10 protein-coding genes are annotated in these 18,609 nt (G+C 32.7%); 5 read left to right on the top strand and 5 right to left on the bottom strand.

What is annotated here, in order from left to right:
• Positions 1-110 precede the first annotated feature (110 nt).
• Positions 111-932 (bottom strand): dolichyl-phosphate beta-glucosyltransferase, encoded by an 822-nt coding sequence (locus tag ABD816_RS12290; RefSeq protein WP_344927742.1) that lies wholly within the window; start codon positions 930-932, stop codon positions 111-113.
• 186 nt (positions 933-1,118) lie between these two features.
• On the opposite strand from ABD816_RS12290, the gene ABD816_RS12295 reads away from it, so the two are divergent.
• From ABD816_RS12295 to ABD816_RS12310, 4 genes are read left to right on the top strand one after another with little or no spacing between them, the layout of a single operon-like run.
• Entirely contained in the window at positions 1,119-4,238 is a 3,120-nt protein-coding gene (locus ABD816_RS12295; protein WP_344927743.1) for a hypothetical protein, read from the top strand.
• Between the two features lie 54 nt (positions 4,239-4,292).
• Positions 4,293-5,471, top strand: coding sequence for a hypothetical protein (locus ABD816_RS12300; RefSeq protein WP_344927744.1), 1,179 nt, complete (start codon positions 4,293-4,295; stop codon positions 5,469-5,471).
• Positions 5,468-7,027 (top strand): cellulase family glycosylhydrolase, encoded by a 1,560-nt coding sequence (locus tag ABD816_RS12305; RefSeq protein ID WP_344927745.1) that lies wholly within the window; start codon positions 5,468-5,470, stop codon positions 7,025-7,027. The genes ABD816_RS12300 and ABD816_RS12305 overlap by 4 nt, the downstream gene beginning before the upstream one ends.
• Positions 7,028-7,087: 60 nt before the next feature.
• Positions 7,088-7,540, top strand: coding sequence for a DUF1569 domain-containing protein (locus tag ABD816_RS12310; protein ID WP_344927747.1), 453 nt, complete (start codon positions 7,088-7,090; stop codon positions 7,538-7,540).
• A 117-nt stretch (positions 7,541-7,657) separates the two neighbouring features.
• Here the strand turns inward: ABD816_RS12310 and ABD816_RS12315 are convergent, their stop codons facing one another.
• Both ABD816_RS12315 and ABD816_RS12320 read right to left on the bottom strand, forming a co-directional pair.
• Complete coding sequence (locus ABD816_RS12315) at positions 7,658-8,875, bottom strand: glycosyltransferase (RefSeq protein ID WP_344927749.1); 1,218 nt, start codon at positions 8,873-8,875, stop codon at positions 7,658-7,660.
• A 94-nt stretch (positions 8,876-8,969) separates the two neighbouring features.
• Positions 8,970-10,211, bottom strand: coding sequence for an MATE family efflux transporter (locus ABD816_RS12320; protein WP_344927750.1), 1,242 nt, complete (start codon positions 10,209-10,211; stop codon positions 8,970-8,972).
• Positions 10,212-11,448: 1,237 nt separating this feature from the next.
• Between ABD816_RS12320 and ABD816_RS12325 the strand changes: the two genes are divergently transcribed.
• Complete coding sequence (locus ABD816_RS12325; protein ID WP_344927752.1) at positions 11,449-13,527, top strand: tetratricopeptide repeat protein; 2,079 nt, start codon at positions 11,449-11,451, stop codon at positions 13,525-13,527.
• A 49-nt stretch (positions 13,528-13,576) separates the two neighbouring features.
• Here ABD816_RS12325 and ABD816_RS12330 read toward each other — a convergent pair whose 3' ends face one another.
• A complete protein-coding gene (locus ABD816_RS12330) occupies positions 13,577-17,539 on the bottom strand; it encodes a DUF6923 family protein (protein WP_344927754.1) in 3,963 nt (1,320 codons plus the stop codon).
• A gap of 151 nt (positions 17,540-17,690) precedes the next feature.
• Complete coding sequence (locus ABD816_RS12335; protein WP_344927756.1) at positions 17,691-18,494, bottom strand: dolichyl-phosphate beta-glucosyltransferase; 804 nt, start codon at positions 18,492-18,494, stop codon at positions 17,691-17,693.
• Positions 18,495-18,609 lie beyond the last annotated feature (115 nt).

The raw sequence follows: 18,609 nt of genomic DNA on the forward strand, positions 1-18,609 counted from the left end.
TAAGTAACGTATAAGTTGCTCCATAGTTACATATTCTAGTTCACTCATCTTTTGTGTGATCCATCTGTAAAACATTTTTCCGGATATATACGATACTATTATTTAGACTATTATGCAGCAATTGTTACCATAGGCGTTTCATAAATTTTTGCAGTATGTTCCAGGCTAAATTCTGTATAAGAATTGGTTTTAGGTTGTAAAATAGTATAGTTAAGCCAGATGGATATGAGTCTGTAGGGTATTTCCAAAGAATCTTTTATACCAAGCTTAGAGTCATCCATGTGTATCCATTTTTTTAAGGGTTGTTCGTGAATTTTATTCATGATTTCTTTTTTCCCAAAGTACTCTTTCATTTTAATAAACATTTCAACATCGAATAACCACTTACTAATAAAATTGTTGTCAAATAATACAGGGACTAAATTTGAATTAAACACTTTAGCGCCACATTGAGTATCTTTTATAGAGAGACCAAGGATGGTGACAATTAGGATATTGATTACTTTAGATATAAAGGCTCTTATTATATTTTTTTCTATAGTTGTAGAAACATCTTTAGCTCTGGATCCGAATACAAAACTTAATGATCTATTCATTTTTAATGTTTGTACTAAGTCTCCAAAATCTTTAAAATCAGTTGATAGGTCAGCATCAATGAAACCGATATACTGGATGTCACCTCTGTTATATAAGTATCGTGCACCAGCGCTAACTGCGGCTGCTTTGCCAGCATTTTTCTTTATATCAATTACGCTTACTTTATGGGGATTTACTTTTTGTAATTGTTTTAGAACTTGAATCGTATTGTCTTTACTACCATCATTTACAAAACACACATGATATTCATTTTCTTGATTGATAAAGTGCGAGAAAGCAGCAGTGTTTAATCTTTTTTCTTCATTATAGCAAGGTATGATTATTCCAGTTTTCATGATATATTATTTGGGGTTACACTGTAAATGTAGTGTGAGATTACGGCTATTGAAGGCATAATTCGGTGACTAACAGGTCGCTGTCGGTGAATGGTTTTTGTTGCTGGATATGCAATTCGTCGAAACTAAATGCTTTGTTGTATATTAGATATATAATTCCCCGTGAGATAGACGGTATAATACAATATGATATCAGAAAAGTACGTGATAGAAATAGATAAGCAAACAACAAACAAGTATCTAATAAGTGCACTCTGTATTGGCATTGCTTTTCATGGCACTAGTATTTTCTTTACTTTAGAGTCTACATACGATGCCTTGATTCATTTGTTTTTTGCCGATCATTATGCCAATAGTTGGTTCGAACCCTGGAATTATAAGTGGTATACTGGATTTACCGTGATGGGGTATCCACCATTAGTACATCAGAGCATTGCCCTATTCTCTTATATAGGGGGATTAAAATTTGGATTATTTACCGTTGCAATTATTGCCGTGATACTTTTTATAACGGGTGTTTATCGGTTTGCACTATTGATTACCTCGAATCGCACCGTAGCAGGATACGCTGCAATTCTAGCTGTATTCTCATCGTCCTTTTTAGAAACACTTCATATATTTGGTCAATTGCCAAGTATACTTGGGATTTCTGTATTAATGCATGCATTACCAGATATCTATTTATGGATTAAAACAGGTCGATACCGTTATTTGCTCACTGCGTATAGTTTATTAGCTGTAACTGTCACATCTCATCATGTAACTCCTATTTTTGGGATGGTCTTTTTTATTTTCCCTTTAATCGGAATGGTTATTATGGATGCGGCGAGGGAAAAGGTAACCACGATTAAAGAAGTTACTTTTAGCGTCTTTTTCAAGACATTTTTAAAACTGTTTTGGAGAATTGTGGGTTTTGGTATAGGTTCTCTTTTCTTGATTATTACCTGTATTTTGCCTTATTGGATTAATACTAAAAATAATCCAATAACTCAGGTTCCTATTCCTCACGGGTCGCGGGATAATTATTTAGAAGTTACTTCCTCAGGGTTGGTATTCTTTCTGATTCCGTGGGGTATTTTATTATGTATACTCCCTTATATATATTATAGATATTATAGTAAGCGTTATTTGTTTTTTGGGTTATCTATCACAATTCTTACTATTTTAGGTACTGGAGGGACTACACCCATTCCGATAAAAATCTTAGGAGAAAATGCGTTTAATATTCTAACACTAGATCGGTTCACGCTCTGGGCTTCTATTATGAGTTTACCCATTTTCGGGGAATTTGTTTTTAGATTTGTTGAGGGAGATTTAAAACAATGTATTCAAGATAGATATGGGAGCGCCTATCATAAAATATTAGGTGGATGTTTAATTAGTGGATTTATTTTTGTGTCAATTTTCACTATGAGTTTAGGGTATTTTAGACCTTCTCAGCCACAGAAAATAAAAATGCTGCCTATTGTTAATTTTTTGAATCAAGATCAACATGATCATTGGCGATTTTTACCGTTAGGATTTGGGGATCAGATGGCTTGGCTTTCTACCCAGACTAACGCTATGACGGTAGATGGGAATTACCACTCTGCAAGAAGGCTTCCGGAACTAACAACCAGAGCTGTAGAACGATTAGAAAATTCTAAATATCGAGGAGTAGAAGGAATCGGTTCTTTACAACAATTTCTTACAGTACCAGAAAAATATAACCTTAAGTATGTTTTTTCTAATGATAAGTTTTATGACCCTATTCTTTATTTCTGTGGATGGCAGCGATTACGACAGTTGGAAAATGGTATTATGGTTTGGGAAAAATTAAATATCCCTCCTTTATCAACAATACTTCCCAAGGATGAGGTTCCGCTTTTTCAAAAATTACTATGGGGAACTATTCCTGTATTGACTGTTTTGATTGCATTTCTTATTAATATACAGCAAATTTGGCAACGAACAATACGCTCAAAAAAGCTAAGAACATCTGAATATCTTTTTTTTAAAAATGACTATACCAGATTCAGAAATAAATTACTTGGATTTTCTCATCTATGGGTCGCATTATTAATACTAGTATTTAGTATTGGTATGTATAGCTTTTATGTGAAAAATACGAGTCAAATTAGTCCAATAAATGTGGTCAAAGCGTATTATGATGCATTGGATTTTAAGGAGTATGAACGCGCATACTCCTATATAGACCCAACCAGTCATAAAACAAAGGATCAATATATGTTAGAAATTTCGGTAACGGATGGATTGCTTAGTTCTTATGCCAAGTTAGACGAAATCAAAATATCAATACTGACACGTACAGATAGCTTAGCAAAAGTAAAGGTAGATACCTATTGGATCACTCCCTTAGAACGTGTGGATAAAACATATTTTCATGAAATAGTTAAGTATGAAGGGAATTGGTATATCAAACCTCTGGGATATGATCTGGATATTCCTCCTGATCAGTTTTTTTCTAATGTGGAACCGCAATTTTATAATCATGGGAGGCGAAGGATCACTTCTGAGCAGACTGCTCATGAGGATGTATTAAAGCAGCCTGTATTAGAAGTGTTGAATGCAAAGTTGCTAATGCATGACGATAATTATGCCATTATTGGTGAACTACAAAATGTAGATAATGTACCAGCAGATGTAGTGATCAAAGGTACTTTGTATACAGATCTCAATGCGCCTTTGGCAACGTATAATGTAAAACATCAGATGAATCATAAACTAATGCCTAAAGAAGTCACTAGTTTTAGAATTAATTTTGAAGGGACTGCCTGGGATGATAGTTCTTTGAAAGCACCTAATACATTTAATCCAGATGAATTTACCACTATAGAGCTCGAAGAACGTCCATCATTATTTAACCTACAATGTTCAGGGAATGTAGCGACAACAGATTTGTATAAAGGATTGTCAATAAACGACTTAGAGATCAACGATCAAGATCTAAGCGGAGTTCTTTTTAATACTGGTTTACAAGAAGTTACTATACCACAACTATTAATATCCTACTATAATCAGGAGAAGCAACTCATCTGGGTGGATCATCATTATATTAGAGAAGGAGTAAAACCGCAACGTAAGCAGTTTTTTAAGTATAAAATAAAGGATCTTTCTGGGGTTGAGGTAGTCAGTGATCAAATGGATTTTGTATTTATTAATGGATTGCCCAATGCAGATATTAGCGAAAAAGTTGTCCCGAATAGAAATATAATACATGAATTATCTTCACTTTTGCCTATAGAAGGAAAAGGGGTGAAGTATCTTAAAATAGAAACAAATAGTTATGTTGGTAATCCTAATTAACAAATAAGATTGATACTAAAAAAGCGATATATAATTTTACTATTACCCTTGTGTATGATAGGTATAGGTTTTTCTATCTTCTCACGAGCTACGGTAGATATTCCTATTACTTTACAAACTAAGCAAACGATCTTTAAAGCAGGAGATAATATAGTTTTGAGGTTTACTACAAATGAACAAGCTGTACGATTGTATTGTCATAGTTCTTATGGGGTCTCTATACTGGATGCTAATAAAGACGGAAAAGACGTCATATTTACAATTCCGGATCATTTCACCTCAAAAAAAGGAGTGTTGAATTATAAGCTAGTGCATACAACTAAAGTTGTTTTTGAAGGGGTAATTACTATAGTAGCAAATTCAGAAACAACTACCCAATTAGAAACATATATAGGTCCTCCTGATATTACTGCCGGGGGAAAGAATCATACAATGATGGTGGTGATACCAACAGATTCTTATGACAATCCAGTAGAAGATAGCACTTCTATCAAAATGAAACATCAGTTTTTGGATACGGAAAAAGAAACCATACAATTTAGTAAAGATTTTATTGGTTGGGAGCGTATTTTTTCCTTTGAAAGGTCGGGCAGAATTCTGGCTTCGAATGAGGTGAATGGTACTGCATCAAAGGAGTTTGCTATAGAAGTATTTTCAGCAAATGCAGTAGATTTTGAAATTAACTATCAGAGAAAACATGGATATGCTGATGGCAATCAGATCACTACGTTTACCACATCAGTCATAAAAGATATGTATGAAAATATCATCAGTGATGGAACCTTAGTGACTTTTTTTGTCAGAAATGCAAAAGGGATGATTTTAAAAACAAATGGAACCACGGTAAATGGTATTGCGAAAGGGAAATTATTGCATCCTGATCATATGGACCAATGGGAAGTCAAAGCTTATATTACAGGTATTGCAGAGAGTACCACTTTATCTCTGATATATGAACAAAGCACAGCGGATTTTGATGTTAATTTTCAGAATAAAAACAGAAGAATCCGGGTAGGACCTTTACAAAGTTTTATGGGACAACGAATGCCTGATGGTGCTGTTATTACGTGTCTTATCTATAGAGAGGGTAAGTATCTGGAAACAAAAACTAAAACCTCTTCTAATGGATTTGTTGATTTTATAGTAGATGAAGGGTTTTACCCCGCTGGAAGTTATAATTTTAAGATTGAAGGACTTGGAATACACAAAGAATTTAAGGATGTAGTATTATGACAAAGAGTTTAAAGAATAAGAATCTATATCGCACTCTTATAATTGCATCTTTTATTGCCTTAAATATAGGTATTCTATTTGGGATTAGTCAGGTGTTATTATATCTCAATACGGGGGCAGATCGTTCCTCTATCTTACATCTCTCGGTACAAAATGAAGAAGTGTATCTCCCTAAGGTTATTTGGCAAGACACTACTAATCCGGGAAGACCCATTACAAGGCATACATTAGAAATGATACAGTCTGATTATCTTAAAGCGTGGTATGTTAGAAATGTGGCGTATATGAGTAATGATCCTTATGGAATTGATGATTTCTATACAGAAAGTGCCAGGGAAAACATATACAAAACCATAGCATCACATGTGTCCGCAAATATTCAGGTTTCTGCAACAACATTATGTCATCATCTTTCGCTGGATTTTTATAGTGAAGATGGACAATTAGCAGTTTTTACGGATGTCAATACCAAGCAGTATCAACGGGTTTATAAAGACAATGTATTAGAATTAGAGCATCAGATAGAGGCAAGTTATAAAGTGGTCGTATTACTAGAGGATGGCTTCTGGAAAGTTAGGCATATGGTTAAAGAATTAAATCCTGTTATAAAGGATACTATATCTCCTTATGAAACGCCTTTGATTACGGTTAAGCAGAACAAGATTTATATCGGGGAGAATCTTTTTAAGATGAAAGGAATCAATTATTATCCACAACAAACACCTTGGGATATGTTTGGAGATGCTTTTGATATTGATATAATTTCAGAAGATTTTACGATTATAAAGGAAGCTGGGCTCAATACCATACGTGTTTTTGTGCAATATGAAGATTTTGGTAAAGCAAAAGTTAAGTCAGAAAAAATAGAAAAGTTACAACAGGTCTTGGATCTTGCAGAGGTCAGAGGATTAAAGGTGATCGTTACTTTATTTGATTTTTATGGTAATTATGACGTTTTAGATTGGACAATGACACATCGCCATGCAGAACAAATTGTATCATATTTTAAGGAGCATCGCGCAATTTTAGCTTGGGATATAAAAAATGAGCCAAATTTGGATTTTGAAAACCGAGGAAAAATAACAGTATTGGCTTGGTTACGTGAAATGATAATTCAGATCAAACAGTATGATCCAAATCATTTAGTAACCATTGGTTGGTCTGATATTGAATCTGCCTTATTGTTAGAAGACCAGATTGACTTAGTTTCATTTCATTATTACCAAGGTTTAGAGAGTTTTGAAGAAAAATATGGATCATTAATAACTAAAACAAATAAACCAATAATACTACAAGAATTTGGGTTGTCCTCTAATCAAGGATTATGGAATCCCTTTGGCGCTTCAGAGGAATCACAGGCAATATATTATGAAAACTTTCAACAAATTCTAAAAAAGAATGATGTACATTACCTTACGTGGACACTATATGATTTTGAAAATGTGCCAACGGAGGTTTCTGGCAGCATGCCATGGCAAAAGGATAAACAAAAATATTTTGGTTTTATTGGTATAAACGGAAACAGGAAAAAAGCCTTTAAATTTATTAGTGAGTGATTTTTTTAATTTTGAATAGTTAGGAAGATTTTAGTTTAATAATAGAATAAATTTGCAATAATGAAAAATATATTCGATAGCTCTGTTGTTCAAGAAGTAATAAAGCGTATTAATACACTTGATAGTAATTCTACAGCTCAATGGGGAAAAATGAATATCGGACAGATGCTTGCACATTGCAGTGTTACTTATGAGATGGTATATGAGGATACATATCCAAAACCAAAAGAACTAAAAAAATGGATGCTTAAAAAATTTATAAAGCCTGTGGTTGTGGGAGAAAAGCCATATAAAAAAAATGGTAGAACGGCTCCTCAGTATTTAATAACAGATCAAAAAGAATTTGAAAAAGAGAAGAAGCGACTTATCGATTTTATTTATAAAACTCAAGAATTAGGAGCTTCTCATTTTGAAGGTAAAACTTCTCATTCATTTGGTCCATTAACCACTAAAGAATGGAACATCATGTTTTATAAACATCTGGATCATCATTTGCAACAGTTTGGTGTGTAGCGGGGGAGGCAAAATATCAATTTTATACAAGTATTTCTTATAATCGTATATAGATGTAATTAGGTGTTAGATTTACAATATGGCAGATGGGTTGTAGAAGTATATGCCTGCATTTGATTAAATGCTAGTACTGTGTATTGTTTTTTGTGATTTAGTGCTTTTTTTATTTTTGATAGCTTTAAAATTGTTCAAATACATTTCAGCAATTTTACTCATTGGCAATGCAGTAGCCGCTTCATAATTTTGCCTTCCCAACTGAGTTCTGTACGTTGTATCTATAGTAAGCTTTTCTATAGCATCTGCCAGACTAGTTACATCTTCCGGAGTAAAAAATTCACCACGGTATCCTTCTTCTTTTACCAGAATGCTTAGGTCTCCCAGATCTGGCATAATAACGGCCTTGCCATAACTTCCAGCCTGATGTAATACACCAGAACTACCAGTAGTGGAGGTATATGGAAATACTACCATCGCACTCTCTCCAAAAATGACAGGTACATCTTCTTCTGCTACATATCCGGTAAAGGTAAGCTGCGGCACGGTTGCATATTTTTCCTGAACTGAGGCCAAGTATCCAGAAACATTAGGATTGTCTGTACCTGCAATTACTATTTCTAAATCAGCATCAGTTCTGGATCTGACCATTTCTACAGCTTCAATCATAACTTCTACTTTCTTATACGTACCAAATTTACCAAACGTCATTACTTTTACAGGACCTTTTGGGATTGTATATGTTGGCTCCTCCGGAATTTCGAATGTTCCATGCGGAATAAGTGTGACATTATCAGCATTGTATTTTTCTTCTAAAATCTCTACATATTTACTAATGGTAACAGCTACTGTATCAGCGGATAAAATAAAACGAGTTAAGGTCGTTCCAATAAAATTATAGACTTTTTGGGTCAATTTATTTTTTGTAAACCCAGCACTTTCTAAATCTACTTGTTCTAAGATGTTATGCAGTAACGCAATAGTAGGGATTTTTTTTAAGGTACATAGTTTGGGTAGTAATAATCCCAATGCTGCTGGTATTTTTTTGTCCCCAAATTTCATGAATTGCAAATTAAATAATATAGCATCAGGTTGTACTGTTTTTACTGCTTTCATCACAGAAAATATATTCATATAGCTATTAAAATTCCAGCAATGTTTTACTATGATTTTGCAACCATCCTCTTCAAAATTAATATCGGCTTTCTCACCGGCGACATCAGTTAATAAAATGAGTTCTGTAATGTTTTTATTTTGTCTAAAATGCTTTACCAAATGGTATGCATATTCATTTAGGGTTACTTTACTAGGAGGATATGCTGTTACGATTGCTAGTTTCATACTCTTTTTTTTATGTTATTGTTACAAACATCTATACGAATTAATGTGTTCTCCTTATATTTTATCGTAATGATATTTTGTATTGATGAATAGTTCATGAGTTAGGTTTAGTATTAAAGCCAAAAAAGAAAATCAATTGAACTATTAGTAAAATTGTCATTGCAATTATCTGAATGATGACTACCTCTGATAAACTGCCATGAAAAAATATAATAAGGATTACTTGAGTAATTCCTAGTAGCCCGGATAATATTACTGGTATATATTGATCTAATGATAAAAAATAGTATGCGAATATATTAGAGATCGCAAAAAGTGAAGTTGCAATGGCATATTTCCAGAGTAATGGAGCTATACTAATATATGCTGATCCGAACATTAGGTCAATTACCAATTCGGGAAATAGATAACATCCCAATACAATTAGAGAAGACAGTATTGTAATATAAACAACATATTTAGAAAGTATAGGGGTTGTTGCTTCACCGTTTTTATGTTTTGTTACTACTTTGGGTAACAATAACATCACAAACATCCAGGCAACAAAATATACCACGCGACCTATCAGTGCTAAAGAGGCATATAAGCCAGCTTCATATCCTTCAAAATAATGCTTTACGAGCATGATATCGCTATTGTTAATAATGATTTGAGTCAGTTCATAAAAAGCAGTAAGGATGAAGAATTTAGTTACGTGTTTTTTATGTTTTGATGGAAGGGGCTTTATTTTACTAATTGAAATATTCTTCAAATGAAAAGGAAATAACCCGAATATTAACGATATGGTTATGCCAATGGCAATGAGTATAGAGGATTGTATATTCAATAATAGTATGAGACCGATAGTAATAACAAGTCTACTAATCATTTCGGTCTGAAATGTTGATGCCAATTTGTTGAATTTATTACTTCCCTGAAATACACCTCTGTTAATACTCATGATAAAATAGATAGGGATTCCAATACCAAAAATGATAAACATAAACTGAGATTGTGTACGGAATGTACCTTGCAGGGTTTTAGAAAAAATAATGACCAGTCCTCCTAGTACTAATCCGATCATTATAGCATATTTGTAAACGAGTTTTATGAAATTTTGTAAAACCTCTTTTTCAAGAAGCACTGAAAATTTAGCTGTGGCTAATTGAAATGTCATAGCAACAAATGAAAGTACTAATAAGAAGGTAATGAGTATTGCTGCATCTGCAAATTGCTCTGGTCCTAAGATTCTTCCCAAAACCAAATTGTACAAATAGTTACCTGCATTTACTAATAATGCACTTATCATAAATTTATGCTCTGCAGATAATTTTTTTAATGTTGTACTAATAATCATTTTTAAAAATATGAAGGGAGTGCGTTTGTATGAATAGTCAAATAGTTTTTTAGTGTGTTTTTTCGGATATCAAGAATTTTACTTTTATTGGAAGCTTACGATATCAAGTTTGTAAAACTATGATAGTACTTATGTTGTTGTTTTATCTTTTTAAACATATAATTACTTCTGCATTATAATCAAATACATGATTGAATAGGTCTTTTACTAAGCTACTACTTTCTTTTGTAAAATTTCCCTTAATTTAGGAATACATTTTTTATTTATGATTTATAAATCTTTGATTGAATAGATATCAAAACCTATATTGTAAATAAAACCCAGAGTCGCTAGATAGTTGGATACAGATTGCACCGATACTTCATTTTCATTATTAATAAAACATACATAATAGTTAGAATTTTCTTTTAAGAAATTATAAAAGGTATATCCTTGTCTAGTCTATAATATTTATTATAGCATGGAATTATAATTCCATTAATTTTCATATTTAAAGTTTTTAGTATTCTTCAGTGTGATACAGTAATCAGCTTGAAGATTTTAATTCATATGTACTTAATCAATTTACCGTCTTAAAAATGTCCGGATGTTTTTAAAAATAAGATTATAAGTCTCAGGTGTATCGATAGGTACCTGTTTATGGTAAAGATAATAGATGATCCTTATCAAAATATACGGCAAGCCGTAATTGAAATACGGTTTTAGTAAAAAGTATGTATTTCATCTATTTAAAGTGTTTTGTAATGTACATTTTAATATTTTGAATTATAAAAAAGAAGGAAATAGGCTACTTCTTTTGTCGTTGACTATGATTTTACAGTTTTTTAGCTGTATGTCTGGGGGATTTATTTTATTTTTTTATAAAAAGATGCGCGTAAATTATTTTATAAGAGTAGATTACTGTAAAAAAAGTGTTTTTGAATACTCTTGTTGTTGATTCTTATAAGAAGTTATGTGTGTTTTGAAGGAGTTCACCTATAAACTAGCGTATCAAGAAATGGATTTTAAAATTTAGAAAACAGCAACCAATATTCGTTAATCTTATAATGAGGATGATAGTAATTGGTGATTTTTATATTTATTAACGAGTAGTGGATTATTTTAGGAGGGTGATTTTTGAGGTAAAATAAAGTATAATTGTTGCAGAGAAAAAGAGATATTCACCTTGTATTACCGAATAAAATGTTCTAATTTCGGGGAAATTAGAATTTATTCGATAGTTTTTTAACCCACACATATGTCCCAAAAATTATATTGTATACTCTTATTTTTGATAAGTTTTACTTCTTTTGGTCAGGAGATGCAACAAGGTTTCAAGTATTTAGAAACCGGCAAATATAAGGAGGCCGAACTTTTTTTTGAAAATGTTCTTAAAGAATATCCGGATAATAAAACAGCAAAATTATGTTATGGACGTGCTGTAGGACTTTTGGGGAATCCTGATAAAGCAATTTTGATCTTTACAGAACTAAAGAAGCAATATCCTGAAGATTTTGAGATAAAACTAAATTATGCAGAATCATTATTATGGGATAAACAATATCTTAAAGCTGAAACATTTTATGGCTCATTATTAGAAGAAGATAGTACAAGTTTTTCTGCAGTTTTAGGGTATGCAAATACGTTATCAAATTTAAAAAAATATAAAGAAGCATTAGAATATGTAAATCAGGCACTCCAGATTGATACAGGGAATGCTAATGCAATGATTTCCCGAAAATATGTGAGATTAGGATATGCAAGTGAGTTATCCCAAAATAAGGAATATGAAAAAGCATTACAGTTATTAGACAAAAACTTGATTGATTTTCCAAATGATCTTGACACCATGCTTAATAAGGCGAATATTTATTTAATTACTAATGATCTGGTATTGGCAGAAAATGTCTATGCCAGTTTGTCCAAAAGTACGGTGGATAGTATTATCTCCCTAAATGGGCTAGCATTAGTAGCTCATAAAAAACACAAAGAGAAAAAAGCTTTGAAGCTTGCGGGATTAGCAAAAAATAAGGTAGAAAACCTTATAGAAAAGAAAGCGTTATACTTATCAACGTACGAAAGATATATCCAAGCATTGCTATGGAATAGGAAATTTATGCTTGCCAGTGAAGAGATAAAGAGTTTAGAAACTAAATATCCTGACAATACAAGAGCCTGGAGCCTGGATGCAACTCACGGGATGTATACTAGTGGTTTTAAAAAAAGCTTAGAAAAATACACAGCAATTCTTGAAGACGATTTAGGTTCATTTGATGGTAATCTTGGAATCGCTAATGCATATAGAGCAGTAGGAAATGACCTAAAATCATATGAATATGCGTTCAAAACTTTACAATATTTTCCAAAACAACCTGATGCTGAAACATTAATAAAAACATTAAATACTTCTCACACACCTTTTATAGAACAAAAAACGGCCTTTACTTTTGATAATGGAGATAACGAGGCGGTTCATGCTTCTTTATCTGCGGAGGTTCCTTTTTCTACCAAGTTTAAAACAAAAGTAGCGTACACCTATAGAAATACAAGAAATACAGTGACTAAAAATGAAGCATCTACAAATGAATTTGCATTGTTTTTTGGATATAAATATAATGGGAGTTTATCGTTAGAAACTAAAGGTGGAATTAGTAAATCTAATGCTTTTACTAATGATTATACCCAGTGGACTGGTGAGATAAAATTAAAAACAAAACCATTTAAATTGCAAAATCTGGATATTGGGTATCAAAGAGAATTACAAAACTTTAATGCAGACCTTATTGATCGCGAGATTGTGATGAATAATTACGCACTAAATTATAACTTAAGTACCAATATAAATTTAGGATGGTATACCCAATATATCTACACCTCACAGACAGATGATAATAGCCGTAATTTATTGTTTACTTCCTTGTATTACACAATTTTAAACAGACCATCAATAAAAGTTGGGGCTAATTATCAATACATGACTTTTGAAAATCAGGTGCCTATAATTTATTTTAGTCCGAGTAGGTTTAATGTAGTAGAAGCCTTTGCTGATTTAGTAAGTAAGCAAAGTGGAAAGTGGTTTTACAGAGCCAATGCGGCGGCAGGATATCAGTTTATAGAAGATGATCCCGGATCCACTACATTTAGATTAGAAGGAACACTTGGATATCAAATATCTGATCGTTTCTTAAGCACGTTATATGGCAAGTACAGTAATATTGCATCAGCTACAGCAGCGGGTTTTGAATTTACTGAATTTGGATTTATATTAAAATGGTATTTTTTAAAGAAGCCTATTTTTGATAAAAAGATTATGAAATTAAAAAAAGTAGCAGAATAAATACAATGTTTATTCTGCTACCCAGACAAATTACTAAAGCTTACTATTGTTATCGTATCATAAAACTTCCTTGATGATTATTATTACTATCATTAATAATGTATTTATACATTCCTTGTTTTAATCCATTTGCACTAAATTCTATAGTGTTTGTGGTAAGGTCTACTTTTTTGTTTTCATTTCTAATAATTCTTCCAAGCATATCCGTTACTGTTAGTTGTACTTCTGTATTATTGGTATTAGGTAAATAAATTGTAGTTACGGTACTAAAAGGGTTCGGATAATTTTTAATTATATCTGATTCGGTAATACCTTCATATTCATCTATATTTAATGCCGCTGTATTGGTAAAAGCAAGATTAGATATATTGATGTTAAATGGTTTAGGACTACTATAATCTCCTTGTATAGAGAACACAATACTTCTGACGTCCACAATAGTATTCTGCATAGATTTTCCGTTTGTGAAATCCGATAATGCTATGGTGTATACCTTATTTTCATTATTTGCTGGTATTATGTGTCGTAATCTATTATTCCAATCGGTAAGATCTTTTGTCACCACAATTACCTCTACCTCCTGATCCGTATTCATTTCAAATTGTAACATATCATATTCTGATACATTTAATGTAAGATCTCCAGCAAGAAGGTTTCTGAATATATTTAAGGTTTCTGTAATTTCACCTGATACCGCGACACTACGTTCTATGGTATATTGCTCTTCTGTTTTATTTTGTACATGTTCTAGTACTTCAAAATTGCTAACCGCTGCTCCTTGTTCTTTATAATCGATACCCCATGGTCCATCAGCCAGGTATAAAGCATCTAATCGTGGAGAATACTCACCTACTAATGAAAATCCTATATCAAATAAATGATCAGTCTCAATTATAACTTCTTCATAATAATCCCCGGATAGACTGACAGTATTTGATATCTTTTCTTCTTCAGACACTTCAGTTTTTCTAATGTTTCCAGTAAAATTAATCCATTTAGATCCTAACTTATTGATGATGTTTAATGTTAATTTTCCATCTTCATAGGAGCCGTTTTCTACAAATACCGTTGGTATTCCTGTAGCTACCTGATGGCTTCTTAAAGGTTTTTCTGAAAGAAAGCTATCAATAATATGATTCGCAAGATTAGCAACCTGAGGTATAGAACCTCCCCATATCTGGAAATTCACATAATCTCCTTCCGGATAGTCATCAATATTCCATAAGCTATAGATTTCATTTTCTGATTCACTCTTCTTAATGGAGAAGGTTAGGGCATATTCGATCTCTCCAGTCGCTCTTTCTATTTTTGTATTGATAACGGTATGGTTTCTAACGACAAGTGTTCTTACATCTAATAATTTAGAGCTATTTAGTCTATCACATATCGTTTTAGAATGGTCGTAAATTGATCCCTTTGTTGAGGTGGCTAATGCTGCGGCTACTCTCTTTTCTTCTTGATAGTAATCTACAGAAAAAACAGAATTAGCATTTGTAATAGCAATTAAATCATCCGGAGTTGATACAAAGGTAGTTTCTGTTCCAAAAATTCCGGTTTCTGGGAAATAAGTACTTAGATCCTCATTAGCACTAGATTTATATGAGGTTGTTTTAGGCTGGAATTTAGTTTGAGATTTTTTAGTATCAAAAAAGGCATTCGCTTTTGTTCTATTAAAATTTCGTTTAGCAATTAAACTAGCTAAATCACCATTACTCTCTAAGCCACCATTATTAGCAGAAGTTACATCTGTTGCGCTATTAATATCTGCATAATTATCATTTGATATTGCAGTATATGGATTCGCAGTAATATAAAATAAAGCGTCATTAAAATCTTGATCACAAGAAGGGTAATCTCTTCTAATATCTTCAAACCCTAATATAATTCTTTCATTTGTTGGATCAGAAAGTAATACATTATGATATCTTAATGAAGGGTTGGTTTCTGGATTATAATCAGGTTGAGAATGTAATTGCCAGTTTCCAGTTCCTACGCAACCGTCAGCCCATGCGTTTGCTAATAATACCCATCCAATTCCTGTATTAGGAGAAAAACGACCAATATTCACTTTATCACCTATTTGTAAACTACCTCCGCTTCCTGCGGCAGATACATTTGGAAATATAATTGTAATATCTTCCGGTGCGGGCATTGATGGAGATGGATTGTTAATGTCATAGGTATAAAATCCTAATGTATTTTTGTAACCCGCTCCTTCTCCTAGAAAGGTTACCCATACATCAGCTGTTTCTGTGATTTTAATATCTGTATCGTATCCAGATGAAATATAATGTGGGTTAAAATCAGGTACTGGGTATCCTTCTGGTAATGCATCGTTGACTAGATCGATAGTTTCTTGTGAAACAATATCCCGATCATCTAAATATAATGGAGTGCCATCTGCAGAAAAACTACCTAGATAATTATATCGGTCACAGATCTCTGGTACAGGAAAACTATCAGGAGTTTGCCCTGCATTATCAGGACTAAAGCTGCTTTTTCTTAAATCAAAATTATCATCTAGTCCATCTTTATCATTATCGATACCAGAAGCTGTTGTTTCTGCAATACCATCTTCATCGTAATCATATGCCTCTGTGCTATCTAATATGCCATTGTTATCAGAATCAATATCTAAGTGATCATAGGTATCGGTTCCATCAGTATTGACCAACCCATTTGTTGTTCCTCCATAATCAGCATCAAAAGCATCATCTAGTCCATCTCTATCTTCATCTACACCAGATAGCGCTATGAATGTAGCCTTTTCCTGACCTTCTATGACATCCACAATTCCATCATTGTCAGAGTCAGTGTCATAACAGTCATAGATGGTATCATTGTCAGTATCTAAAGGAATAAGCTCACTCCCTCCTTGATCTGTATCAAAGACATCTGCAATCCCATCTAAATCAGTGTCTTGGAAGCCAATATCAGCACTGTTATAAATTCCATCATTATTTGTGTCTTTATCACCGTGTCCAGCTTCGACAATATCGTAGATGCCATCATTATCAGAATCGATATCAAAGAAATCAGGTAAACCATCTCTGTCTCTATCGTAGGCATCTTGTACAATATTATCTCCGTTACCACTGATGTCATTATCTAAGTAATTATACATATCATCGCCATCATCATCTCCATATGGATTAGCCCCATTACATTCTACAATATTTGTTATTCCATCACCATCACCATCCATGTCCATAGAATCTAAAGTGCCATCCTGATCTTTGTCCACAGGAGAAATACCATTAGCACACTTAAATCCATCATTAGAATTTGTTGTTTCTGTTAAATTTAATAAAGTTGCTGTAGGAGTAGCACTTTCATAATTATTAATTAAATATAAGCCTCCATTGTTGTCAGACAAATACAAACGGTTATTTGCATCTGCATATGCAGCTCCAAAAGTACTATTAGGTAAATCGGTGACCGATACACTAGAAAATACAGGAGATCCTGAAGAGAGATCCCATTTGTATAGTTTTCCTCTACTACCACCATATATCGTACCGTTAACGAATGCAATATCTGCGCAAGTACTAGGGGATGCCTGATCTGCTTCAATTATTTCAAAAATCGGAGAAGAAGAGCCATCATATTGGTATAGGTTTGTTATTTTATGAAAACTCTTTTTATCGGTATTTTGAAAAGCCCAAAGATTTCCTTCTGAATCTACATCTGCGGCATATCCTCCTCCAAATGTTGTTGCCCCAGATGGAGTAACAGCTCCAAGATCGATTACCATATCTTTGGCGATTCTAAGAAGGTGTTTGTCACTACTTTTTATAGCATATAAAAAGTTGTCTTGTACATTATATCCTCCTGCATTGTATGAGGAATAGCTATGCAATGATTCAGAGTAAGATCCTGTAACTGGGTCGTATGCTTTCATTGATCCTGAGATGACTTGGTAAAAATTACCATCATCACAATCAAAAGGTTCTTGTGCAGTGACTAAATTCACTGTTACCATTAGTATAAGTAGTGTAGTTATTTTTTTCATAAATGTATGTGTTTATGTTTCTTTGTTGTGAAATTAATTAATAGGAGAGGGTGTAGTTGATGTTTTTCGATGAATAGCAATTTGCTTTGGATGAATGAATCATAATCGCTGTAAAAATTGCATTGATATCTTTATAAAGATGAAAGTAGTTTTATACCATATTGCTGTTTGTTTCTAAATTAATAATAGTTGTCGTGGGTTTTGTTCTTGACTTCACTGTTATATAATTCATCCATATCAAGATTAAATTTATAGGGATAAGAAAAGAGTCTTTCAGCGTTATTTTGGATCCTTCTATTTCAATCCAGCTATCTAATGGTTCTTCACTAATATGGTTTAATAAGTCATTTATACCTATATGCTTTTTCAGACGTAGAAAAATTTCGATATCAAATAGCCATTTACTAATAAATTTTTTAGTGTAGATATTTTGAATAACATCTTTTCTGAAAACCTTGGCTCCACATTGTGTGTCTTTTATAGGAAGTTGTAGAACAAAATTTATAAAAAATGCCATAAAACTGGATAATAGATGTCTAAGGTTACTTCTTTTTATATTCTTAGATGTATCCATTTTTCTGGAACCAAAAACCATAGCCAATTCTGGGTTTGCATTCAGCTTTTCTACTAGGTTGTGCATTTCTTCTAATGAAGTAGAGAGATCTGCATCAAGAAAAGCGATATTATCAATGTGATGAAGTGTTTTCAGGTAATTAGCTCCGGATTGTACTGCTCCGGCTTTACCTTGATTTAATTCAAGATCGATTACAGATATGTTTTTAGGATTCAATTCGGATAACTGATGAAGTGCTGCTGAAGTGTCATCAGTACTTCCATCATTTACAAAACATAAATGATAATTAGATTTTTCTTTTAAGAAGTTAATAAACTTGTCTTGTTCCAATCTATCATACTCGTTATAGCATGGAATAATAATTCCTGTAGTTTTTTTCATATCAGTTTTTTTATATTTGATAATTAAAATAAGGTGGTTGAAGGGGGCTACTTTTTTTGGTCAGGAGTGTAACGACTTTTTTAATTTTGTTAACTATTCTTTAGGATAGAAAGAA

Source organism: Aquimarina addita, assembly GCF_039539305.1.
Classification (GTDB): domain Bacteria; phylum Bacteroidota; class Bacteroidia; order Flavobacteriales; family Flavobacteriaceae; genus Aquimarina; species Aquimarina addita.